Origin of the sequence: Pseudomonas sp. B23(2017) (genome assembly GCF_002113725.1) — a bacterium.
In the GTDB taxonomy this organism is placed as follows: Bacteria; Pseudomonadota; Gammaproteobacteria; order Pseudomonadales; family Pseudomonadaceae; genus Aquipseudomonas; species Aquipseudomonas putida_Z.
Window position 1 is genome coordinate 312,692 of the sequence record NZ_NEJM01000005.1, and the last position, 23,047, is coordinate 335,738.

The window sequence follows — 23,047 nt, forward strand, 5'->3', positions numbered from 1 at the left end:
AGGGCCGGTACAGGCAGCCCATCACCCGGCAGGCAAGCGAATCCGGAACTGCGCCCCACCCAGCGCCGACTGCGCCACGGTCAAGGTGCCACCCTGCCCCTCGATCGCCCGCCGGCTGATCGCCAAGCCCAGGCCAAACCCGCCGGTATTGCGGTCGCGGCTACGGTCCAGGCGGTAGAACGGCTGGAAAATCCGCTCGCGCTCCTCCACCGGAATCCCAATCCCGTCATCCTCCACCGTCACCAGGCAGGCGCCATCGTCTTCCAGGCGCAAGCGCAGCAACAGGCTCTCGTCGCAGTAACGCATGGCATTGCGCACCAGGTTCTGCACCGCCCGTGCCGTCAGCCGTGGGTCCAGCACAAAACGCGGCAGATCCCCCTCGGCCCGCACCTCCCACTGGATACCCCGGCCATCGAGCTCCTCGGCAAAGCCGCCGAGCACGCTGTCGACCAGCTCCAGCAACGACACCTCGACCCGCTCGCGGGCCTGGTCGGCGTTGTACAGGCGGCTGTAGGACAACAGCTCCAGCACCAGCTCATCCAGCTCACGCACATGCCCCACCAGCTCCAGCAGGCGCTTGCGGCTGGCCGGCGGCACTTCGTCGAACAGCAGCACCAGGCCGAAATCCAGCCGGGTCAGCGGTGTGCGCAACTCGTGCGACACCGCATTGAGCAGCTCGCGCTGCTGGTTCACGTGGCGCTCCAGGTCACTGGCCATGGTGTCGAACACCCCGGCCAGTTCACCGATGTTGGAGTGCGGCGAGATGTGCGTACGCTCGGCCATCTGCCCCTGGCCCAGGCGCCGGGCGGTTTCCTTGAGGCGCTCCAGGTCGCGCCAGTGCGGCCATACCCACAGCAGCAGGCAACCGAGCATGGCTGCACCGATCAGTACGGTCACGCCCCACGACAGCACGTTGATATCCAGCGGGTCTGGCGGTGAGTGCAGGCGCACCAGCCATTCCTTGTCCAGCGGCGCCAGCACCGTCTCGTAGTAGCCCCATTCGGCGATGCGCACGGCGTACAGGCCGTGCTCCAGGCGCGCCTGCTCGTCCTCGCTCAGGTCGGCCTGGTCCATGCGCAGCAGTTGCAGTTCCAACGGCGCGAAATCACTGGCCAGCTCTTGCTCCACCGCCGGCCACTGCTCACGCGGGGCCTGACGGAACTGGCGTACGATCAGCGACTGCACGCCCTTGGCCTGGTCCAGGTTGTAGGCCATGAAGCGGTCCTGGAACAGGCCGACGATGGTGTCGGGGATGAACAACAGTGCACCGGCATAGGCAACGATGATCACCAGGTACAGCCGCACCAGAATCTTCAGCATGGGCGGTCAGCACTCCCACTCGACACGGCTGAACAGGTAGCCCTTGCCCCACACGGTCTTGATCTTGCGCGCTTCGCCGGCGTTATCGTCGAACTTGCGCCGCAGCTTGGAGATGGCCACATCCACCGAGCGGTCGGTGCCGTTGAACTCGATACCCCGCAGTTGCTGCAGGATGCGGTCGCGGTTCAGCACTTCGCCGGCATTGCGCGCCAGTACCACCAGCAGGTTGTACTCGCCGCTGGACAGCTCCACCTCTTCGCCGCGCCAGGTCACGGTGCGCTCGGCCAGGTCGATGCGCAGGCCACCGATCAGGATCAAATCGTTGTCCAGGCGCGGCTCGTTGACGCTGCTGCGGCGCAGCAGGGTACGCACGCGGGCCAGCAGCACACGCGGCTCGCAGGGTTTGGTCACGTAGTCGTCGGCGCCCATTTCCAGGCCCAGGACCTGGTCGTGGCTGTCGTCGCGGGCGGTCAGCATCAGGATCGGCAGGCTCTGCGACTCCTGGCGGAGCAGGCGGCACAGCTGCAGGCCATCGATGCCAGGCAGCATCAGGTCGAGGATGACCAGGTCGGGCTTTTGCCGGCGGTACTCGTCCAGCACATGATCGCCACGGGCGATCACCTGGACATGGAAGTCGTTGCGTTGCAGGTAGCTGGCGATCAGCTCGGACAGGGCGCTGTCGTCTTCGACCAGGAAAATATTCGGCATAGGTGCTTGTAAGTCTGGGTTGTGGTAGGCCTTGCCGGCCTCTTCGCGGGTAAACCCGCTCCCACAGGGACTGCACAGGTTCCAGATGCTGTGCGGTCCCTGTGGGAGCGGGTTTACCCGCGAAGAGGCCGGTACAGGTACACGCAGAATATAGAACCCTACAGGTCGGCAGGATTGTTCTTCACACTTTTTCACACTCGTCCTACAGGTATTAACAGCCACCCAAGGAACGCCTGCCGTAGCATACCGGTGGTCATCATCGGAAGATCCGTATGTCTACTACCCTCCCCCCACGCTTGCGCCCGTTGGCGCTTCTGGCGTTCCTGAGCCTGTCCCTGGCCGGCTGCGACGACAGCGCCGAACAGGAAGAACAGGCCCCCACCCCGCAAGTGCGGGTGGAAACCCTGCAACTGCAGCCACTGGCCATCAGCAGTGAGCTCAGCGGCCGTATCCTGGCGCCGCGCACCGCCGAAGTGCGCGCGCGCGTCGCGGGCGTGGTGCTCAAGCGGGTGTACCGCGAAGGCAGCGACGTCAAGCAGGGCGATGTGCTGTTCCTGATCGACCCGGCACCGTTCAAGGCCGACCACGACAGCGCCCGCGCCACCCTGGCCAAGGCCGAAGCCACTCTGTACCAGGCACGCCTGCAGGAGCAGCGCTACCGCGAGCTGGTCGACGACAAGGCGGTCAGCCGCCAGGAATACGACAACGCCAAGGCCAGCTACCTGCAGGCCGATGCCGCAGTGGCCGAGGCCAGGGCCGCCCTGGAACGCGCCCGCCTCAACCTCGGCTACGCCACCGTGACCGCGCCGATTTCCGGCCGTATCGGCCGCGCCCAGGTCACCGAAGGTGCGCTGGTCGGGCAGAACGAGACCACGCCACTGGCGACCATCCAGCAGCTGGACCCGATCCACGCCGATGTCACCCAGTCGACCCGCGAGCTCAACGCCCTGCGCCGTGCCCTGCGTGCCGGCGAGCTGCAGCAGGTCGGTGACGGCCAGGCCCGGGCCACGCTGATCCAGGACGATGGCAGCACCTACCCGCTGCCGGGCAAACTGCTGTTCTCCGACATCAGCGTCGACCCCAGCACCAACCAGATCACCCTGCGCAGCGAGTTCCCCAACCCGGACCTCGACCTGCTGCCCGGCAGCTACGTGCGCGTGCGCCTGGAGCAGGCCGTGCAGCCCAAGGGCCTGAGCGTGCCGCAGCGCGCCATCCTGCGCGACAGCGCTGGCGTGCCCAAGGTGCTGGTGGTCGACCCGCAGGCCCGGGTCAGCGACCGCCAGGTAGTACTGGGCAGCGCCCAGGGCGACCGCTGGATCGTCAGCGAAGGCCTGGCCCCCGGCGAGCGAGTGGTGGTCGAGGGCCTGCAACACGTCAAGGCCGGTGACCAGGTGCAGGTCGACAATGCATCAGGGGCATCGCCCATCGCACAGCACACTGGCCAGTGAGGGCCTGATTCATGCCGCAATTCTTCATCGACCGCCCGGTATTCGCCTGGGTGGTCGCCCTGTTCATCCTGCTGGCCGGTGCCCTGGCCATCCCGCAGCTGCCGGTGGCCCAATACCCCAACGTGGCCCCGCCGCAGGTGGAAATCTACGCCGTGTACCCGGGCGCCTCGGCGGCGACCATGGACGAGAGCGTGGTCAGCCTTATCGAGCAGGAGCTCAACGGCGCCGACAACCTGCTGTACTTCGAGTCGCAGAGCAGCCTGGGCAGCGCCACCATCACTGCCACCTTCGCCCCGGGCACCAACCCGGACCTGGCCCAGGTCGACGTGCAGAACCGCCTGAAGGTGGTCGAGTCGCGCCTGCCGCGCCCGGTGACCCAGCAAGGCCTGCAGGTGGAAAAGGTCTCCACCGGCTTCCTGCTGCTGGCCACCCTCACCTCCGAAGACGGCAAGCTCGACGAAACCGCCCTGTCGGATATCCTCGCGCGCAACGTGATGGACGAAATCCGCCGCCTCAAGGGCGTCGGCAAGGCCCAGCTGTATGGTTCAGAGCGTGCCATGCGCATCTGGATCGACCCGCGCAAGCTGATCGGCTTCAACCTCACGCCCAACGACGTGGCCGAGGCCATCGCCGCGCAGAACGCCCAGGTGGCCCCCGGCAGTATTGGTGACCTGCCCACCCGTGGCACCCAGGAAATAACCGCCAACGTGGTGGTCAAGGGCCAGCTGAGCACCCCCGAGGAGTTCGCCGGGATTGTCCTGCGTGCCAACCCGGACGGTTCCACGGTGACCATCGGCGATGTCGCCCGGGTCGAGATCGGTGCCCAGGAATACCAGTACGGCACGCGCCTGAACGGCAAGCCGGCCACCGCCTTCAGCGTGCAGCTGTCGCCGGGCGCCAACGCCATGGAAACCGCCACCCTGGTGCGGGCGAAGATGCAGGACCTGGCGCGCTACTTCCCCGAAGGCGTCAAGTACGACATCCCCTACGACACCTCGCCATTCGTCAAGGTGTCGATCGAGCAGGTCATCAACACCCTGTTCGAGGCCATGCTGCTGGTGTTTGCGGTGATGTTCCTGTTCCTGCAGAACCTGCGCTACACCCTGATCCCGACCCTGGTGGTGCCGGTGGCCCTGATGGGCACCTTCGCCGTGATGCTGGCCATGGGCTTCTCGGTCAACGTGCTGACCCTGTTCGGCATGGTGCTGGCCATCGGCATCCTGGTCGACGATGCCATCGTGGTGGTGGAAAACGTCGAGCGGATCATGGCCGAGGAAGGCCTGCCGCCCAAGGAGGCCACGCGCAAGGCCATGGGCCAGATCAGCGGCGCGATCGTCGGCATTACCCTGGTGCTGGTGGCGGTGTTCCTGCCCATGGCCTTCATGCAAGGTTCGGTGGGGGTGATCTACCAGCAGTTCTCGCTGTCGATGGCAGTGTCGATCCTGTTCTCGGCGTTCCTGGCCCTCAGCCTGACCCCGGCGCTGTGCGCCACCCTGCTCAAGCCGGTGGCCAAGGGCGAGCACCACGAACGCAAGGGCTTCTTCGGCTGGTTCAACCGCCGCTTCGAGGGCATGAGCAACGGCTACCAGCGCTGGGTGATGCAGGCGCTCAAGCGCAGCGGCCGCTACCTGCTGGTATACGCGCTGCTGCTGGCGGTGCTGGGTTATGGCTTCAGCCAGCTGCCCACGGCATTCCTGCCCACCGAAGATCAGGGCTACACCATCACCGATATCCAGCTGCCGCCTGGCGCCAGCCGCATGCGCACCGAACAGGTGGCGGCACAGATCGAGGCGCACAACGCCGAAGAGCCCGGCGTGGGTAACACCACCTTGATCCTGGGTTTCAGCTTCTCGGGCAGTGGGCAGAACGCAGCGCTGGCCTTCACCACGCTCAAGGACTGGTCCGAGCGCGGTGCCGACGACAGCGCCCAGTCGATTGCCGACCGCGCGACCATGGCCTTCACCCAGCTCAAGGACGCCGTGGCCTACGCCGTGCTGCCGCCGCCGATCGACGGCCTTGGCGAGTCGACCGGCTTCGAGTTCCGCCTGCAGGACCGCGGCGGCATGGGCCACGCCGAGCTGATGGCCGCCCGCGACGAGCTGCTGGCCAGTGCCGGCAAGAGCAAGGTGCTGACCAACGTGCGCGAAGCCTCGCTGGCGGAAAGCCCGCAGGTGCAGCTGGAAATCGACCGCCGCCAGGCCAATGCCCTGGGCGTGTCGTTTGCCGATATCGGCTCGGTGCTGGACGTGGCCGTGGGTTCCAGCTACGTCAACGACTTCCCCAACCAGGGCCGCATGCAGCGGGTGGTGGTGCAGGCCGAAGGCGACCAGCGCAGCCAGGTCGAAGACCTGCTGAAGATCCACGTGCGCAACGACAGCGGCAAGATGGTGCCACTGGGCGCCTTCGTCCAGGCCAGGTGGGTCAGCGGCCCGGTGCAGCTGACCCGCTATAACGGCTACCCGGCGGTGTCGATTTCCGGCGAACCGGCAGCCGGCTACAGTTCGGGCGAAGCCATGGCCGAAATCGAGCGCCTGGTAGCCCAGCTGCCGGCCGGTGCCGGCCTGGAATGGACTGGCCTGTCGCTGCAGGAACGGCTGTCCGGCAGCCAGGCACCGATGCTGATGGCGCTGTCGTTGCTGGTGGTGTTCCTGTGCCTGGCAGCGCTGTACGAAAGCTGGTCGATCCCCACCGCAGTACTGCTGGTAGTACCGCTGGGCGTGCTCGGTGCGGTGCTGGCGGTGACCCTGCGCGGCATGCCCAACGACGTGTTCTTCAAGGTCGGCCTGATCACCCTGATCGGCCTGTCGGCGAAGAACGCCATCCTGATCATCGAGTTCGCCAAGAGCCTGGTCGACCAGGGCGTGGATGCCGCCGACGCCGCCGTGCAGGCCGCGCGCCTGCGCCTGCGGCCGATCGTGATGACCTCGCTGGCGTTCATCCTGGGCGTGGTGCCACTGGCCATCGCCAGCGGCGCCAGTTCGGCCAGCCAGCAGGCGATCGGCACCGGGGTGATTGGCGGCATGCTCAGCGCCACCCTGGCAGTGGTGTTCGTGCCGGTGTTCTTCGTGGTGGTGATGCGCCTTGCCGGGCGACGCCAGGCGGGTAATGCCGACACGCAGACCGTGACCAGCGAAAGCTGACTGGACAAGCCCCGCGTGAAATGGGAGGGTTCCCGGCAATGACTGCCCGGAACCCTTTTTCATGTCTGATGCCCTTCCCCCCTGCTCCATCCTCATTCTCGCCGGTGGCCGTGGACAGCGCATGGGCGGCCGCGACAAGGGCCTGGTCGACTGGCAGGGCGAACCGCTGGTGGCGCATGTGCAGCGCGTGGTACGGCCGCTCAGCGATGACCTGGTGATTTCCTGCAACCGTAACCAGCAGGCCTACCGGGCGTATGCCGACCAGTTGGTGGGCGATGCCGAGGCGGACTACCCCGGGCCGTTGGCGGGGGTGATTGCCGGGCTCAAGGTGGCGCGGCATGAATGGGTGGTGCTGCTGGCCTGTGATGCACCGCTGGTTGACCGGGGATTGATCGAGGACCTGCTGCGGCTGGCGGTGACCAGCGACAGTGCGGCCATGGTGCGCCAGGGTGGGTACTGGCAGCCGATGTTCAGCGTGCTGCCACGCCGGGTGTTGCCGGTGCTGGAGCAGGCCTGGGCGGCGGGCGAGCGGAGTTTGCAGAAGGCCTTGCTGCGTGAAGCGGTGCAAGGGCTGGAATGTAGTGACGATGATCGCAGGTTGAGCAACTTCAACAGCCCGGAGCTGTTGCAAGGCTGAGGTCATCCGCTGTCTGTGCTGGCCTCTTCGCGGGTAAACCCGCTCCCACAGGTTCTCCACTGCCCTTGAAGCCTGTGCAGTACCTGTGGGAGCGGGTTTACCCGCGAAGAGGCCAGTACAGGCAACACATCACCCGGCAGACAGCTCCTCGACACTGATCTCGCGCATGCGGAACTTCTGCACCTTGCCGGTCACCGTCATCGGGAACTCATCGACAAAGCGGAAGTACCGCGGCACCTTGAAGTGCGCTATCCGCGCCTTCGCCCACTCGCGCAGTTCTTCCGCACTGGCCGTATGCCCCGGGTGCAGCCGCACCCAGGCCACGATCTCTTCACCGTACTTGCTGCACGGCACGCCAATCACCTGCACATCGGCCACCGCCGGGTGGGTGAAGAAGAACTCCTCCAGCTCGCGCGGGTAGATGTTCTCGCCGCCGCGAATGATCATGTCCTTGCTGCGCCCGACAATACGCACATAGCCCTGCTCGTCCATCACCGCCAGGTCGCCGGTGTGCATCCAGCCGTCCTCATCGATGCTTTCGGCCGTGGCCTTGGGGTTGTTCCAGTAGCCCAGCATCACGCTGTAACCCCGCGTGCACAGCTCGCCAATCTCGCCACGCGGCACGATGTTGCCATCGGCATCGATCACCTTGTTCTCCAGCCGCGGCTGGGTGCGCCCGACGCTGGTCACGCGGCGCTCCAGGTCGTCGCTGGCGCCGGTCTGCAGCGACACCGGGCTGGTTTCGGTCATGCCGTAGGCAATCTGCACCTCGGCCATGTGCATCTCGCCGATAACCCGGCGCATCACTTCGATCGGGCAGGTGGCACCGGCCATGATCCCGGTGCGCAGGCTCGACAGGTCGAACTCGCCGCGCTGGGGGTGGTCCAGTTCGGCGATGAACATGGTCGGCACACCATACAACGCAGTGGCCTTTTCCTCCGCCACCGCACGCAGGGTGGCCAGTGGGTCGAAGGCGTCGTTGGGGTAGATCAGGGTGCTGCCGTGGGTCATGCAGCCGAGGTTGGCCATGACCATGCCAAAGCAGTGGTACAGCGGCACCGGCACCACCAGCCGGTCATGCTCGGTCAGGCCCAGGCTTTCACCGACCATGTAGCCGTTGTTGAGGATGTTGCTGTGGCTGAGGGTGGCGCCTTTCGGGAAACCGGTGGTGCCCGAGGTGTACTGGATGTTGATCGGGTCGTCGCAGTGCAGCTGTGCCTGGCGCTCGGCCAGGGCTTCGCGGCTGACGGCCGCGGCACGGGCCTGCAGGTCGTGCCAGGCCAGGAAGCCCGGCGGTGGCGCGACGGCCAGGCTGACCACACCGCGCAGTTCGGGGAAGCGTTCGCAGATCAGGGCGCCCGGCTGGCCGCCGGCCAGGCCCGGGACCAGGCCCAGCAACATGGCGTGATAGTCGGAGGTCTTGAACGCGTCGGCGCAGATCACCCAGCGGCAGCCGGACTGGCCGAGGGCGTAGTCCAGTTCGCTGGAGCGGTAGGCCGGGTTGATGTTGACCAGGATCGCGCCCACCTTGGCGCTGGCGAACTGGGTGATGCACCACTCTGCGCAGTTGGGTGCCCAGATACCGAGGCGGTCACCGGGCTGCACGCCCAGGGCCATCAGCGCACGGGCATGCTGGTCGACGGCTTCGGCCAGTTGCTGCCAGGTGTAGCGCAGGGCCTGGTGGCGGACGACCAGGGCGTCACGGTCGGGGAAGCGGGCGACGGTGGTGTCGAAGGCGTCGCCGATGCACTGGGTAAGCAGGGGTTTGTCCTGGTTGCCCTGGGAGTAGCTTGGCTGGGGCATGGGCGGTCTCTTGTTGTTCTTGTGTTGATTGAGCGGGCCTCTTCGCGGGTAAACCCGCTCCCACAGGGACCGCACAACATTAAGCCCTTGTAGAGATCCTTGTGGGAGCGGGTTTACCCGCGAAGAAAGCAACACCGGTTTAACGGATGAACACCTGCGGCGTGGTGGTGGACATGTCCCCACCCGGCAACTTGATGTTCTTCACTTTTTCCAGCGTATCCGGGTTGAACACCGCCAGGTCGTTGAAGGTGCCGCCCAGGTACAACTTGTCGCCCTTCTTGTCGAAGGCCACGCAGTAGTAAGTGTGGTCCAGATTCGCCGCCTTGATCAGCTTGCGCTGTTCGAGGTCGTACTTGGCCAGGCGGTTGAGCACGCCGTAGATCTGGTTCGGATCTTTCGGCGAACGCAGCCCGGTGAAGTACAGCTCGGTCAGGTCGGCAAATTCCTGGGTGTGGGTCTTGCCGGTCTTAAGGTCGACGCTCAGGTAGCCATACAGCAGATCGGCGGTGGCCGGGTCCTGCTTGTCATCCTTGAACCTGGCAATGGTGTACAACATCGAGAACTCGTGGCGCGGGCTCTGGTGCGGCCAGAAGTACAGCACGTCCGGGGCGCTGTAGCCTTTGCGGTTCCAGTTGCGCAGCGGCAAGGCCACCGTGTACTTGCCGGTCTTCACGTCCATCTTGTAGATGTCCGGCCCGGCGACGTACAGGCTGCCATCGTCCGCCGCACGCATCAGGTACACCTGGCGCGGCATCGGGAAGGTGCGCACCGGCTTGGCCTCCAGGCCATCGACGGTGCTGAACACTTCCAGCCGCGGTGGCTTGACCACGTAGTGGTCGTTCAGGCGCTGGGTCGGGTTGACCGTGGCGTACACTTCCTTGCCGTCCGGGCTGATGGCGAACGAGTACATCGACCGGCCCACCTCACCCGGCACACTGGACAGGTTGGCGTGGAAGGTGTTCTTGCAGGTGTCCAGGTCGATGCCGTAGATGTCGCCGTAGTGGTTGTTGAGCACGTAGGCGGTGCGGTTGTCCGGCGCCATCATCGCGGTGCCGGGGCCGAACTTGTCGGGCATCACGCAGCTCTTGTACACCGTGTCACTGGCCACATCGACCACGTGCAGGTTGTTCGGGTAGTTGGTCACGATCATGTATTCGTGGCCAGCCTTCAGCGCCGGCCCGGTGTCGGCGGCCTGTACCAGCCCGGCACAGGCCGTGGCGGCGATGGTGAGCGCGAGTGACGCGCAGCGTCCAGCTTTCATGCGGTTTCCCCTTGTCATTCTTGTTGGGCCGGTCACTTTTCTTTCGGGAACACGGTGCCGAGGTTGCGCCAGTCTTCCGCCGAGTTGCTCGCCTGGGCGTTCCAGTCCTGGTAGGTGCTCATCATGTCCGGCACCTGGGCCGGCCACCAGCAAGGGTCGGAACAGCCATACAGGTCGGCCTCCATCGGCTGGCACAGCGAGCTCACGCCACCAAAGGCGTCCACTTCCCAACCCGGGTCGGTGGTGGCGGTGCAGCCCGCCACTGCGCTCATGGCCATGACTTCTTCGACGCGGTCTTCGGCGGCGGCCTGCTCGAGGATGCGCGCCTTGTTGTTCAGGGGCTTCAAGTGCTTCATGTCAGTGCGCCTTCCGCGGGGTGATGTAGCGATCGATGAAGGCCGGGTTGGCGGCCATGATGCGGCTGTAGACTTCGATGCCAAAGTCGACCCAGTCGCGCATCAGTTCGCAATAGTGGTAGGTCGGGTGCTGCGGGTCGCCATAACGGGCATAGCTTTCGTGGTAGCAGCCGCCGGAGCACAGGTTGCGGATGCGGCAGCTGTCGCAGCCGGTGTTGCTGCGGTCCAGGCGCTGCGACAGGAAGTCGTTGAGCTGCGCCTGCTTCACGCCCTGGTGCACATTGCCGAAGGTCGGCAGGCTGGAGCCGGTGAAGCGGTGGCACAGGTTCAGCTCGCCCTCATGGTCCACGGCCAGCATCTTCAGCCCGGCGCCGCACGGCAGGGCCTTCTTGTGGCCTTCGTGGATGTCGGTGATCAGCTGGTGCAGGTTGGAGAAGCCGATGTTGCGGTGCTCCAGCGCAGCCTCCAGGTAACGCCGGCCCAGCGCCTTCATGTTGGCGAACACCTGCACCAGTTCTTCGCCGGTGAGGTTGAAGTTGGCCATGTCGCCGGAGGTGACCGGGGCAAAGCCGACTTCAGCGAAGCCCAGTTCGTTGAACAGGTGGTTCCAGATGGTCTCGACGTCGGTGATGCCACGGGTCAGCGTGACCCGCGCGCCCACCGGGCGGCTGTGGTAGCGCGACAGCAGCATGTCGACCTTGCGCCGCACCACGTCATAGGTGCCCTGCCCGCCCACGGTGATGCGGTTGCGGTCGTGCACGGTCTTGGGGCCGTCGATGCTGATCGACAGGCCGAAGCGGTGGGCATTGAGCCAGTCGATGATCTCTTCGGTGAGCAAGGTGGCATTGGTGGTCATGATGAACTCCACCTGCTTGCCGGCCTCGGCGAAGCGCCGCTCGCAGTAGGCGACCATGTGCTCGATCAGTGGCCGGTTGGACAGCGGCTCGCCACCGAAGAACACCACGCTGTAGCGCTGCTCGTCGGGCGACTCCTTGAGCAGCATCTCCACCGAAGCCTCGGCGGTGGCGGTACTCATCTTCTTGCCCGCGGACGGTTTGTCCAGGTCTTCCTTGTAGCAGTAGGTGCAGCTGAGGTTGCAGCCGGTGTTGACGTTCAGCACCACGGTGTTCAGCGCCGTGCGCTCGACCTGCTTGAGGGCGATTTCCGGGGTCAGCGGCGAGCCGTCGCTGACCAGTTCCAGCGCGATCAGCTCGCGCAGGGTGTCCTGGATATCGCTGCCGGCAAATTGCTGGCCAAGGCGCTGCATCAGCTCCTCGGCCGAGCAGCCTTGCTGGCGCAGGGTGTCGATGATGCCGCCGGTCACCGCGTCGGCGGTGAACAGCGAACTGCTGGGGATATGGAACAGCATGCGGTCAGCGTCGACCTGCACTTCATGCAGGTTGCGTTCGACCAGGTTCAGTAGCGCGCCCATGGCGACCTCCGATAATCGATCCGTTGGAAAACCGTAAGCCCCCTGCCGTTACGGCAGCGGTGGGTTGTTCCAGCGCTGTACGGTGACGATCATGTGCCCTTCGCCAGTCTGGCCACCGTCGGCCAGGGTGGCGATGACCTTCAGGTTGCCGGCGTTGTTGGTCATCATCTTGCGCTCCGGGTTGGGGCCGGCACCGCCTGGCACGAACACGCCATCGGCCTGCATCTTCCCGGCGAACTTGACGTCTTCGTCCTCGACCGCACGCTCGTTGAACGGCTCGACCTTCCAGCTGGCCGGCAGGTAGCCGATGCGCAGCGGCTGGCCATTGGCGTCCTTGCCCCAGGCTTCGGCCTCGAAGCGGCCCTGCACCTTGGGCACCGAGGCGCCGTTTTCGCCGATGCGGGCGATGGAGAACGCCGGCACCACTTTCACTTCCTCGACCTTGTCGTACACCGCCAGGTTGACGCCCTTGAGCGCCCCTACGGCGACTTCGCGCTGGCCGGGTTTGGCATCGGCCGCGGCGCGGGCCTTCACCCGTACCAGGGTTGGGGTCTGCTCCAGCACCTCGGTCACTTCCACGCCAGCGCCCAGGTCCGGTTTGCCGGCCAGGCCGCTGCCGACCAAGGTGATCTCGCTTTCGCCACCGGCCTTGATGAACGCCGGTTGTACTGCAAGCAGGCGCGCCTTGCCCTCCTTCACCGCGGTGAAGTCCAGGCCACGCTCATCGTGCTCGGCCTCGAACATGCGGCCCTTCATTTCGCCATCCAGCGCGGCGAACACCTGGCGCAGGTTGGCGTCGCCGACCTTGACGTTGCCACGCCATTCATAGCCGTTGTAGAGGATCGCCGACCCGCTGCCATTGAACGGCGTGCCGTCGGCATAAGCGCCCTTGACCTCGACCTTGAAGGTGTCACCCTGGTCAGGCGTGACGCTCATCACCCCGCGTACATCGCCCTTGGCCAGCATGTGGCCGCTGAATGCCCACTGGCCCGGCAGCGCATCGGCCTTGGGCCTGGCTTTCTGCCATTCGGCCCACGCCGCGTTTTCCAGCGGGTAGCGCTTGGCCAGGTCGGGCACCACTTGCTGCAGGGCGATCGGCAGCCAGTCGCGGTCACGCGCCTGGGCCTGGTATTCGAGGGACGGCCACTGGCCGAGATGGAAGTTGACCAGGTGCTCCCACTCCTTGGCCGGGCGCCGCTGCAAGGCGACACGGGCACCGGAGTGGCAACGGCCACAGGTTTCGCTGAGCTGGGTGTCGAACTGCTCGACGGTATTCAGCCGGCGCTCCATGGCATAACGCACTCCATCGGTTTCGCTGGGCGCCAGGCCCTGCTTGTCGGCCAGGTACTTGACCAGGGTGCGGCGGTCGTCGTCGCTGATCTGCAGGCCATGCATCACCTGCATGCGGGCGATGCTCATCAGCCAGCCTTCCGGCGTCTTGCGCTGGTGGCTGATACGGCTGTAGGTGTCGTTGCCTTCGGGGATATGGCACCCCATGCACTTGTTCTGCAACAGGCTCGGGCCCTGCTCGGCCGCCATGGCCTGGGTGCTCAGCAGCGCGGCGGCGACCAGCGCCAGTTTGCCCGCATGCCGCCGGAGTCGAGTCGTCTTCAAGGTCAGACCTCCACGGTTGTTGTTCTTATCGTTTTCGCACGCTTTGGTACAGCAGGTGTGCATGTGACGGTTGTGATACAGGAACTGTGCCAGGTGGTGTAAAAGTGTTTTCTTTCAACCTATTAGCCGGTTTTCGAGCCTTGGCCAGCAACAGGCATGGCCAATTGCAGCGTGCCATTTCGCGACAGGGTGTTTCATCCTGAGACAAGGGCCTGCTGCGCAGGCCAATCGCCGGCAAGCCAGCTCCCACAGGTACAGCACAGGCCTTCAAGGCAGTGGTTAACCTGTGGGAGCTGGCTTGCCGGCGATTGGCCCTTGATGCCACTGTTTCACCACCGTCTCACACCGTCTCAATGTGCAACAGCGCAACCCTGCAATCCCAACCTTGCACCAGGACAAAACCCAACCCGTTCAACGGCTTGCGGCCATCTACCGACCTTGGCACGCCCATTGCGCCTATGCCTGTCACATCCAATGACAAGAGGCACCGTCCCATGCTTTCCGAACTGCCCATCCTGCCCGCCACCCGCGCCTTTCTCGAACGCAAGCTGAAGATGCGCATCGGCGCCGACTGGCAGGACGCCGCCAGCGGTCGCACCCTGTCGTTCCGCAACCCGGCCACTGGCGAGGTACTGGGTGAAGTGCCCGCCGCCGAGGCCGTAGATGTCGACCGCGCCGTGCGCGCCGCGCGCCAGGCCTTCGATGATTCGCCGTGGAGCCGCCTGCGCCCACGCGATCGGCAGAACCTGCTGTGGCGCCTGGCCGACCTGATGGAGCGCGACGCCCGCCAGCTGGCCGAACTGGAATGCCTGAACAACGGCAAGAGCGCCGCCGTCGCCCAGGTGATGGACGTGCAACTGGCCATCGACTTCCTGCGCTACATGGCCGGCTGGGCCACCAAGATCGAGGGTAGCACCGTCGAAGCCTCGATGCCGTTGATGCCCAACGACCAGTTCCATGGTTTCGTGCGGCGCGAGGCAGTGGGCGTGGTCGGCGCCATCGTCGCCTGGAACTTCCCGCTGCTGCTGGCCTGCTGGAAGCTCGGCCCGGCCCTGGCTACCGGTTGCACCGTAGTGCTCAAGCCCGCCGACGAAACACCGCTGAGCGTGCTCAAGCTGGCTGAGCTGGTGGACGAAGCCGGCTACCCGGCAGGCGTGTTCAACGTGGTCACCGGCACCGGCCTGAACGCTGGCGCCGCACTCAGCCGCCACCCCGGCGTGGACAAGCTGACCTTTACCGGCTCCACCGAGGTCGGCAAGCTGATCGGCAAGGCGGCCATGGACAACATGACCCGCGTCACCCTGGAACTCGGCGGCAAGTCGCCGACCATCGTCATGCCCGACGCCAACCTGCAGGAAGCCGCCGCCGGCGCGGCCACGGCGATCTTCTTCAACCAGGGCCAGGTGTGCTGTGCCGGGTCCCGCCTGTACGTGCACCGCAAGCATTTCGACAACGTGGTGGCCGACATCGCCGGCATCGCCAACGGCATGAAGCTGGGCAGCGGCCTGGACCCGGCAGTGCAGATGGGCCCGCTGATCTCGGCCAAGCAGCAGGACCGCGTCACCGGCTACATCGAGCTTGGCCGCGAGCTGGGCGCGACCATCGCCTGCGGTGGCGAAGGCTTCGGGCCGGGCTACTTCGTCAAGCCAACGGTGATCGTCGATGTCGACCAGCGCCACCGCCTGGTGCAGGAAGAAATCTTCGGCCCGGTGCTGGTGGCGATGCCGTTCGATGAAATCGACGAAGTGATCGGCATGGCCAACGACAACCCCTATGGCCTGGGTGCGAGCATCTGGTCCAACGACCTGGCCGCCGTGCACCGGATGATCCCACGCATCAAGTCGGGGTCGGTGTGGGTCAACTGCCACAGCGCCCTCGACCCTGCCTTGCCCTTTGGCGGCTACAAGATGTCCGGCGTCGGCCGTGAGATGGGGGCGGCTGCCATCGAGCACTACACCGAGCTGAAATCGGTGTTGATCAAGCTCTGATCTTCAGCCTGTACCGGCCCTTTCGCGGGTAAACCCGCTCCCACAGGATCACCACAGGCCTGAACACTGTGGGTCCCTGTGGGAGCGGGTTCACCCGCGAAGAGGCCGGCACAGGCAACCCGAAAACAACAACAAAAACATGGAGCACACCATGAGGCACAAACTCGCCTGCACATTGGCCCTGCTGTTCGCCGCCCCGGTCACCCAGGCCTACGAGCTGTACAACCACGACGGCACCACCCTCAACGCCGACCTCGAAGCCCTGTTCGGCGCCTTCCACAGCGACGAAAGCTTCAACCTGGCCGGCAACCGCAAACCCGGCAGTACCGCCTGGCAGGAAGGCTACGTCAAATATGGCCTCAGCGGCAGCCAGGCCCTGGCCGACAGCGGCGCGCTCTACGGCGCCTTCAACCTGCTCAGCTCCGCCACCTGGGGCGACGGCGATGCCGCCGGCCTGACCCTGGGTGACGAGCGCCGCACCGCCATCGAAGACCTGTACCTGGGCTGGCGCTCGGCCAACCTGTTCCCGGCCCTGGGCGAAGACGGCGTGGACATTTCCGGCGGCCGCCAGGTGGTGACCCTGGGCGACGGCTTCCTGATCCAGGGCGACCCGGTGAACCTGGGCAAGGTCGACCTGGGCGCCAACTTCGACCGCGGCGGCGCCTACTACCTGGCCGCACGCAAGGCCTTCGACCGCACCGCCGTGCTGCGCCTGGGCGGCAAGCAAGGCTGGCGCAGCGACCTGATGTGGCTGAAGTCCGACAACCACTACCAGGCCGACACCTCGCTGGCAGTGGCCAACCTGGAGCACGTCGCCGACGCCGGCACCGTCGGCCTGAGCTGGATCCGCGGCCTCGACGTGGACCAGCGCTACGCGCAGATCATGGGCCTGGAACACCGCGACGGCATGGACACCGCCAGCCTGCGCGGGCGTGGCAACCTGGGGGTGAAAGACCTGGAGCTGGCCGCCGAGTACGTGACCCAGGACAAAACCGGCGGGCGGGAGAACGCCTGGTACCTGGAAGGCAACTGGACCTTTTCCGAACTGCCCTGGTCCCCCACCGCCACCTACCGCTACAGCCGCTTTTCCGAAGACTTCGACCCGCTGTTCTATGGCCTGAGCCGTGGCTATGGCACCTGGTTCCAGGGTGAGGTGGCAGCCAACTATGCCGGGCCGTTCAACAGCAACAGCCAGGTGCACCACGTGGCGCTGAAGGGCAAACCACGGGACAACCTGACCGTCGGCGCGCTGTACTTCGACTTCGATACGCTGGACACCGACCAGGGCAACCTGGGCGGGCGGGAGCTGGACCTGTATGTGGAATGGATGGTCAACGACCACCTGCTGATCAGCCCGCTGGTAGGTTTCTACAAGCCGGAGCGCAGCGCGGCCAATGGCGGGACGCAGCTGGGCGGGCGGGATACCGGGACCTATATGCAGCTGATCGTCGGGACTTTCTTCTGATTCGAAATCTTGGGGCTGCTGCGCAGCCCATCGCGACACAAGGCCGCTCCTACAGGTACTGCGCAAGCATCACGGGCATCGCCGGACCTGTAGGAGCGGCCTTGTGTCGCGATGGGCCGCAAAGCGGCCCCGGCAATCTCAAGCCAAGCCCTGCTCCAACAACCACCGCCGCACCATCATCTGCTGCTCCCCTGGCAGCCCTGACAACACTGCCTCGAGAGGTCGGCCGCTACGCAGCCCCCGCACCACCGGCGCCAGCTCCACCCCCTGCAAATGCCACACCCCCAACGGCTGATCCGCCGTCACCACCACCTCGGCATCATCCACCAGCCCGTCACGCAACACCGGCCGCCGCTCGACCCTCACCGCGCTCCAGTCCGGCGCCACGTGCAATGCCTGCATGTCCGGCCAATCCTGCCGCCGCGCCCAGAACGGCTGCCCCACCCGCCCCTGCTCTTGCCCATAGAAATCCCGCCCGATCCGGGCAAAACGCAAAAACAGCTGTTCGATCCGTTGCTGGTGAAACTGCCGCGCCAACCCGGCCCGCTCGGGCCTGCGCAGCAAGGTATTGATCACCACCGGCGCCTGCAGCGCCGAAGACAGCGACTGGAAGATCCCGTTGCCCGACAGTGGGTCAACGGCCATCGCGGCATCGCCCACGCGTATCCAGTCCTGCCCGACGCACTCACCGGCCAGAATCGCGGTACTGCTGCGCGCATGCACCTCTGCCGGCGCCAATGCCCTGGCATCGAACAGCTCGGCCACCAGCGCGCTGTCGGCTCGCCGCGCCGCGCAATAATCCGCCAACCCGGCCTTGCCCGGCAGCCCTGCGGCGTCCAGGGTGACTTGCCAGTAGCAGCGGCCGTCTTCCAGGCGCGCCATCCACGCCCAGCCATCCGCCAGGCTCTCCACCGCCGACGCGGGCGCCCCGGGGGCGGCCTGCCAGACATTCAGCAAGCTGACCGTCTCCGGCCCGCGCAGTCGGTCGGCAGCCAGCGGGGCCTGGCGGCCTCGGGCTTCGACCAGGAAATCGGCCTGCAGTACCTGCCCGTCGTCCAGGCGAATGCCATGACCGACTTCGCGAACCACCTCACGCACCCGCCCCTCGACCACGCTCACACCCGCACGCTGAAGGTCGTCGCGCAGCGCCCGGTCAAACCTTTGCCGATCCAGCAGAAACTCCTGATTCAGGTGCAGCTGCTGGCCGTTCCAGTGCACTTGCCGAGTCGCCGGCATCGCCGCCTGGCGCAACGCCCCGCCAAGGCCGGCGTGGCGCAGACCGTCCAGCACCCGCTGCGAAACCCCTTCGACCGCCGCGAACCGGCGCCACTCGGACACCACCGTCACCGCATAGCCCAGCCGCCGAAGGCCAATGGCCGTGGCCGCACCCGCAGGGCCTGCCCCCAGCACCACAATGCGTGGTTCAGCCATGGCCGGCACCTCGTCGCTCGGGGCCGGCAAACGCCGCGTGGTGGCGCAACCAGTCATGAACCTGCGGGTGGCCCATGCCCGGCTCATCACGCAGCAACGCAGCGATCCTGCCACTCAGGGCCGCACAGCCCAGGCTCGCGCCCGCCCTGCCGCCCGCCCCCACATAACCACCAAAGTCCGCCTGCCGGGTACCCAGCCAGGACCACTGGCCCGGCGCACAGCGGGCATCGCCGGTAACCCGGATCACCCCGGGGTAGCTGGCCGGGTACACGGGCCCGCCCTGGGCCGGGCTGGAGGCGCACAACAGCACACCCGCGGCCAAAGCCTCGGCGCAAGCCTGGTGCAGCACAGGCCGGTCCTGCTGCAGGCCAAGGCTGAGGTTGACCAACGTAACCCCCGCCTCCACCAGCCACAGCAGCGCGGCCGCCACCTGCAAGGCACTGGTGCTGGCCTGGGCGCCGAAAACCTGGGCCAGCAGCACGGGCACCGGCCCGGCCTCCCGCTGCAAGCCGGCGAGCACCGCGCTACCGTGCCCAAGCTGGTCGGGCAGCATGTCACCTTCGCGCAACTGGCCGTCCTCCAGCCAGAAGCGGCGCGCGCCCAGCAAGGCGCTGGCCTGCTCCGGCGTGCAACCACTGTCGATCACGCCAACACGCACGTCAGTGCCCATGCTTGATCACCTCCTCGGGCAGCACCTGCAACTGGCCAGCGTGCAGCTGCAAGTGCAGGTCGGCATCGGCCAGGGTCGAAGCACGGTGGCTGATCAGGATGCGCGTGCGGCCGGCGAACAGCTGGTCGATGGCCGCGATCACTTCGCGCTCGGTAGCTTCGTCCACCGCCGAGGTGGCCTCGTCCAGCACCAGGATCGCCGGCGCCTGCAGCACCGCGCGGGCGATGGCAATGCGTTGTTTCTGCCCGCCTGACAACTGCTGGCCACGCTCACCCAGCAGGCCGTCCAGGCCCAGCGGCAGGCTGTCGACCAGGCTGTCCAGCCGCGCCAGGCGCACCACCCGCTCCAGCTCCTCACGGCTGGCCTCGGGCACGCCGTAGGCCAGGTTCTGTGCCAGGGTGCCGCGGAACAGCACGATATCCTGGCTGACCACCGCAATGCGCCGGCGCAGCGCGGCCAGGTCCAGTTCGCGCAGGTCGGTGCCGTCCAGCAGGATGCGCCCGGCGTCCGGGTCGTAGAAGCGCTGCAGCAGGTCGATCAGGGTCGACTTGCCCACCCCCGAGGCACCGCTGATGGCCACCTTCAGGCCACCCGGCACGCACACCTGCACATCGTTCAGCACCGCGCCCTGGCGCCCTTCATGGGCAAAACTCACCCCCTCGAGGCGCAATTCGCCCGGGCCGTCGGGCATCGGCTGCGGGTTGGCTGCCGGGCGCACGGCCACGGCCTCCTGCTTCAGTTCCATCACCCGCCCCAGGCTCACCGCCATGCGCTGCACCGCCACGTACAGGCCCAGCAGGCTCTGCACCGGCCCTACCGCCATGCCCATGTAGGTGGAAAAGGCGATCAGCGCACCTAGTTGCCAAGTGCCCTGGATTACCCACCAACCGCCGACCAGGAACGCGCAGGCGCGGCACCAGGAGGTCAGCGTGCCGGGGATGGCCTGGGTGAAGAATTCGGTCACCTGCACCTTGAGCAGCTGGCGCATGTAGCCCTGGCCCAGCTGGTCCAGGCTCCCCGCCTCGCGGCCTTGCTGGCCGGCGGCCTGGATGAACTTCATCGCCGGCAGGGTTTCGACCAGAAACGACGACACATCCGCCGAGCGTTCGCGCAGGTTGCGTACTTCGCGCTCCACCTTGCGCCGCATCCAGCGCAGCCACAGCACTTCGATCGGCACCAGCAGCGCCAGGAGCAGCGACAGTTGCCACGACAGCATCAGCATCAACACCACCGCGCCCACCAGGCCGATCACCGCCGACACCGCCGAAAACAGCGAATCCACGGCAAAGCGCTGGATTTCCGCCACATCGCCATCCAGCCGCGAAAGGATGTCGCCGATGCGCCGCCGCCCGTAGAACGTCGGCGACAGCTGCTGCAGGTGGCGGTAAAGGTCGTCACGCAGGGCAAACAGGATGCGCCCCGACAAGCGCGTGTGCAGGTAACGGTTGACCCCGGCCAGCACGGTACCCAGCAGGCCCGCGCCGATCATGATCGCGGCCATGTGCCAGAGGGTCTGGTAGTCCTTGGCCAACAGCCCCTCGTCGATCAGCGTCTTGACCAGCCAGGGTTGCGCCAGCGCCAGCAACGAGGCGCCCAGCGACAAACCGAGCAACAGGCCGATGGCACGTCGATGGGGGCGCACGAAACCATACAGCCAGGCCAACGCCTGGCGCATGAGCACAGGGTCGCTGGATTCCACCAGCCGGGCGAACAGGCCGCCCACGTCAGCCGCGCAACTGTTTGAGCTTGCGGTACAGCGTCGCCCGGCTGATACCCAGCGCCTCGGCCGCCGCGGACACGTTGCCCTGATGGCGCGCCAAGGCCCCACGGATCAGCTCCAGCTCGTTGTCCTTGAGGCTGCCGGAAGGCGCGGTGCCGCTGGCCAGCTCGTCCAGCAGGCAGTCGGTGAGGTGGTCGAGGGTCAGCACCTGCTCGCCGTCCTCGCGCATGGCCAGCGCGGTGCGCACGACCATTTCCAGCTGGCGGATGTTGCCCGGCCAGTCGAAGCCTTCGAGCAACGCGGTCAGGGCCGGGTCCAAGGTCACGCCCCGGGCATCGGACTTGTCCAGCAGCCCCTGGATGATCGCCGCCAGGTCATCGCGCTCGCGCAGTGCCGGCAGGCGCAGCGACACGCCGTTGACCCGATAGTAAAGGTCTTCGCGGAAGTGCTGCTCCTGCACCAGGCGCTTGAGGTCGCGGTGCGTGGCACAGATCAATGCCACATCGATGTCCTGCTCGTCGCCCGCCCCCAGTGGTGCCACGCGCCGTTCCTGCAGTACCCGCAACAAGCGCGCCTGCAGCGCCAGCGGCATGTCGCCGATTTCGTCGAGGAACAGCGTGCCGCCATGGGCCTGCATCAGCCGGCCGACCATGCCGCCCCGGCGCGAACCGGTGAATGCGCCTTCACGGTAGCCGAACAGTTCGGACTCGATCAGCCCTTCGGGGATGGCCGCGCAGTTGACGGCCACGAACGGTTTGTCGGCGCGCGGGCTGGCCTGGTGCAGGGCCCGGGCGACGACTTCCTTGCCGGTACCGGTCTCGCCCAGCAGCAGCACCGGCAGGCCATTGCCCAGCCCCTGGCGGGCCATGCGCAGGTTGCGCGCCAGGCGCGGGTCGCCACCGGCCAGGGCGTCGAGGGCTGGCGCCTGCTTGCCCGGCGCCGGCTTGCCCACCGGCGTGCTGCCGTTGACCCGGCCATGGCGCGGCAACTGCAGCGCGCGGAAGTAGAACTCGCCCTTGGCCGTTTGCACACTGCTCACCCCGCCCTGCCACAGGCGGGCGATAAAGGCCGGTGACCGTTCACCCAGCAGGTCGCTGCTGCGCCGGCCCAACAGCTCATGGCGCGGCACCTGCAACAGCTGGCAGGCACTGTCGTTGGCAGCCAGCACTTCACCGTCCAGGCTCAGCGCCAGCAGGCCATGCCAGGCGCTGTTGAGGTATTGCGGGCGGCTGTGGAAGGCCAGCACCAATTGCTCCGGGTGGCACAGGCCGAACATGCGGCTTTCTATGTTGCCGGCCGCCAGCATCAGCGTCGACAGGCTGTCCTGTGGTTGCGCCATCACCCCTTCACGGGTGATGTCGAGCACGCCGATCACCTCGCCGCGCGGGTCGCGCAGGGGTACCGAAGTGCAGGAGAACGGGCTGAGGCGGTCGAGGTAATGTTCGCCGCAGTTGATCAGCGTCGGCCGGCCTTCCACCACTGCCGTGCCGATGGCGTTGGTGCCGCGCAGTGATTCGCTCCAGCAACTGCCCGGGTGCAGGTCGCGCAGGCCTTCGCGTTGCAGCACGTGCTTCTGCCCTTCGATGGCCAGCACATTGGCCTGGGCGTCGCCGAGGATGACGATGCCGGCCTTGCCCTGGCGCGCGACCAGGTAGTCCAGTTCCGGGGTAACGGCGTCGACCAGCAGGCGGTTGCGCTCCAGCAGCATGCGCAGGTCGTGGCCCTGCTCCAGGCCCAGACCGACCTGCTCGCCCTGCAGGCAGTCCAGGCCATGGCCCAGGCTGCGGCGCCAGGAGGCATCGATCTCGTCGCGCAGCATGCCCATTGGCAGCTCGCCTTCGCTGGCCAGTCTCAGGCGGGCCTGGCGGGATTCGTGCAGCGGGTCGTGGGCGTTTGTTATTAGTTGTCGCGCCATTTTCTACTCCGGCTGTGCCCCGCAAGGTGGCGGGGAACGGGCTTGGGAATTTTCCGCAGTGTGCGGGAGAAATCCCTGGCCGTCATCAGGCTGAGGTAGAAGGTGGCATATGGTGACGTTTACGTAAAGGGAGACGCAG

General features: G+C 66.4%; 16 protein-coding genes. 5 read left to right on the forward strand and 11 right to left on the reverse strand.

The genetic code is table 11. The features are described 5' to 3' along the window. Positions 1-21: 21 nt before the first annotated feature. Together CAG46_RS11545 and CAG46_RS11550 are read right to left on the reverse strand one after the other, a co-directional pair. Entirely contained in the window at positions 22-1,320 is a 1,299-nt protein-coding gene (locus tag CAG46_RS11545) for an ATP-binding protein (protein WP_013972839.1), read from the reverse strand. A gap of 6 nt (positions 1,321-1,326) precedes the next feature. Next, positions 1,327-2,028 (reverse strand): response regulator transcription factor, encoded by a 702-nt coding sequence (locus CAG46_RS11550; RefSeq protein ID WP_085615454.1) that lies wholly within the window; start codon positions 2,026-2,028, stop codon positions 1,327-1,329. A gap of 272 nt (positions 2,029-2,300) precedes the next feature. On the opposite strand from CAG46_RS11550, the gene CAG46_RS11555 reads away from it, so the two are divergent. The 3 genes from CAG46_RS11555 (at position 2,301) to mobA (ending at position 7,253) form a co-directional block, all read left to right on the forward strand. After that, entirely contained in the window at positions 2,301-3,476 is a 1,176-nt protein-coding gene (locus CAG46_RS11555) for an efflux RND transporter periplasmic adaptor subunit (RefSeq protein ID WP_024087211.1), read from the forward strand. Between the two features lie 11 nt (positions 3,477-3,487). Then, positions 3,488-6,616 carry an efflux RND transporter permease subunit gene (locus tag CAG46_RS11560; RefSeq protein ID WP_085615452.1) on the forward strand — a complete coding sequence of 1,043 codons (3,129 nt, stop codon included), beginning with the start codon at positions 3,488-3,490 and terminating at the stop codon, positions 6,614-6,616. A gap of 61 nt (positions 6,617-6,677) precedes the next feature. Beyond that, positions 6,678-7,253, forward strand: a complete 576-nt coding sequence (mobA, locus tag CAG46_RS11565) for a molybdenum cofactor guanylyltransferase MobA (protein ID WP_085615450.1) — start codon at positions 6,678-6,680, stop codon at positions 7,251-7,253. A gap of 129 nt (positions 7,254-7,382) precedes the next feature. On the opposite strand, the gene CAG46_RS11570 is transcribed toward mobA, so the two are convergent. The 5 genes from CAG46_RS11570 to peaA all read right to left on the reverse strand — a co-directional run bounded on the left by CAG46_RS11570 (position 7,383) and on the right by peaA (position 13,719). Continuing rightward, the gene (locus tag CAG46_RS11570) at positions 7,383-9,056 is read right to left on the reverse strand and encodes a fatty acid CoA ligase family protein (RefSeq protein WP_085615448.1); all 1,674 of its coding nucleotides are present in this window, start codon (positions 9,054-9,056) and stop codon (positions 7,383-7,385) included. A gap of 139 nt (positions 9,057-9,195) precedes the next feature. Further along, on the reverse strand, positions 9,196-10,317 hold the full coding sequence (gene peaD / locus CAG46_RS11575) for a quinohemoprotein amine dehydrogenase subunit beta (protein ID WP_085615446.1): 1,122 nt from the start codon (positions 10,315-10,317) through the stop codon (positions 9,196-9,198). A gap of 32 nt (positions 10,318-10,349) precedes the next feature. Further along, positions 10,350-10,673 (reverse strand): quinohemoprotein amine dehydrogenase subunit gamma, encoded by a 324-nt coding sequence (gene qhpC / locus CAG46_RS11580; RefSeq protein WP_085615444.1) that lies wholly within the window; start codon positions 10,671-10,673, stop codon positions 10,350-10,352. 1 nt (position 10,674) lies between these two features. Continuing rightward, positions 10,675-12,105, reverse strand: coding sequence for a quinohemoprotein amine dehydrogenase maturation protein (gene peaB, locus CAG46_RS11585; protein ID WP_013972844.1), 1,431 nt, complete (start codon positions 12,103-12,105; stop codon positions 10,675-10,677). A gap of 48 nt (positions 12,106-12,153) precedes the next feature. Next, positions 12,154-13,719, reverse strand: a complete 1,566-nt coding sequence (peaA, locus tag CAG46_RS11590; protein WP_085615442.1) for a quinohemoprotein amine dehydrogenase subunit alpha — start codon at positions 13,717-13,719, stop codon at positions 12,154-12,156. A 494-nt stretch (positions 13,720-14,213) separates the two neighbouring features. Here peaA and CAG46_RS11595 point away from each other — a divergent pair, with 494 nt between their 5' ends. After that, positions 14,214-15,707, forward strand: coding sequence for an aldehyde dehydrogenase (locus CAG46_RS11595; protein ID WP_085615440.1), 1,494 nt, complete (start codon positions 14,214-14,216; stop codon positions 15,705-15,707). A gap of 151 nt (positions 15,708-15,858) precedes the next feature. Continuing rightward, positions 15,859-17,172, forward strand: a complete 1,314-nt coding sequence (locus CAG46_RS11600; RefSeq protein ID WP_085615438.1) for a hypothetical protein — start codon at positions 15,859-15,861, stop codon at positions 17,170-17,172. A 138-nt stretch (positions 17,173-17,310) separates the two neighbouring features. Here the strand turns inward: CAG46_RS11600 and CAG46_RS11605 are convergent, their stop codons facing one another. The 4 genes from CAG46_RS11605 to CAG46_RS11620 are packed head-to-tail and all read right to left on the reverse strand — an operon-like array spanning position 17,311 to position 22,908. Beyond that, the gene (locus CAG46_RS11605) at positions 17,311-18,603 is read right to left on the reverse strand and encodes an NAD(P)/FAD-dependent oxidoreductase (protein WP_085615829.1); all 1,293 of its coding nucleotides are present in this window, start codon (positions 18,601-18,603) and stop codon (positions 17,311-17,313) included. Then, positions 18,596-19,273: a peptidase S8 and S53 subtilisin kexin sedolisin gene (locus CAG46_RS11610; RefSeq protein WP_085615435.1), complete on the reverse strand. Its 678-nt coding sequence runs from the start codon at positions 19,271-19,273 to the stop codon at positions 18,596-18,598. Before CAG46_RS11610 ends, CAG46_RS11605 begins: the two co-directional genes overlap by 8 nt. Next, positions 19,263-20,996: an ABC transporter ATP-binding protein gene (locus CAG46_RS11615; RefSeq protein WP_085615433.1), complete on the reverse strand. Its 1,734-nt coding sequence runs from the start codon at positions 20,994-20,996 to the stop codon at positions 19,263-19,265. Before CAG46_RS11615 ends, CAG46_RS11610 begins: the two co-directional genes overlap by 11 nt. Before the next feature lies 1 nt (position 20,997). Beyond that, on the reverse strand, positions 20,998-22,908 hold the full coding sequence (locus CAG46_RS11620; protein ID WP_085615431.1) for a sigma-54-dependent Fis family transcriptional regulator: 1,911 nt from the start codon (positions 22,906-22,908) through the stop codon (positions 20,998-21,000). Positions 22,909-23,047 lie beyond the last annotated feature (139 nt).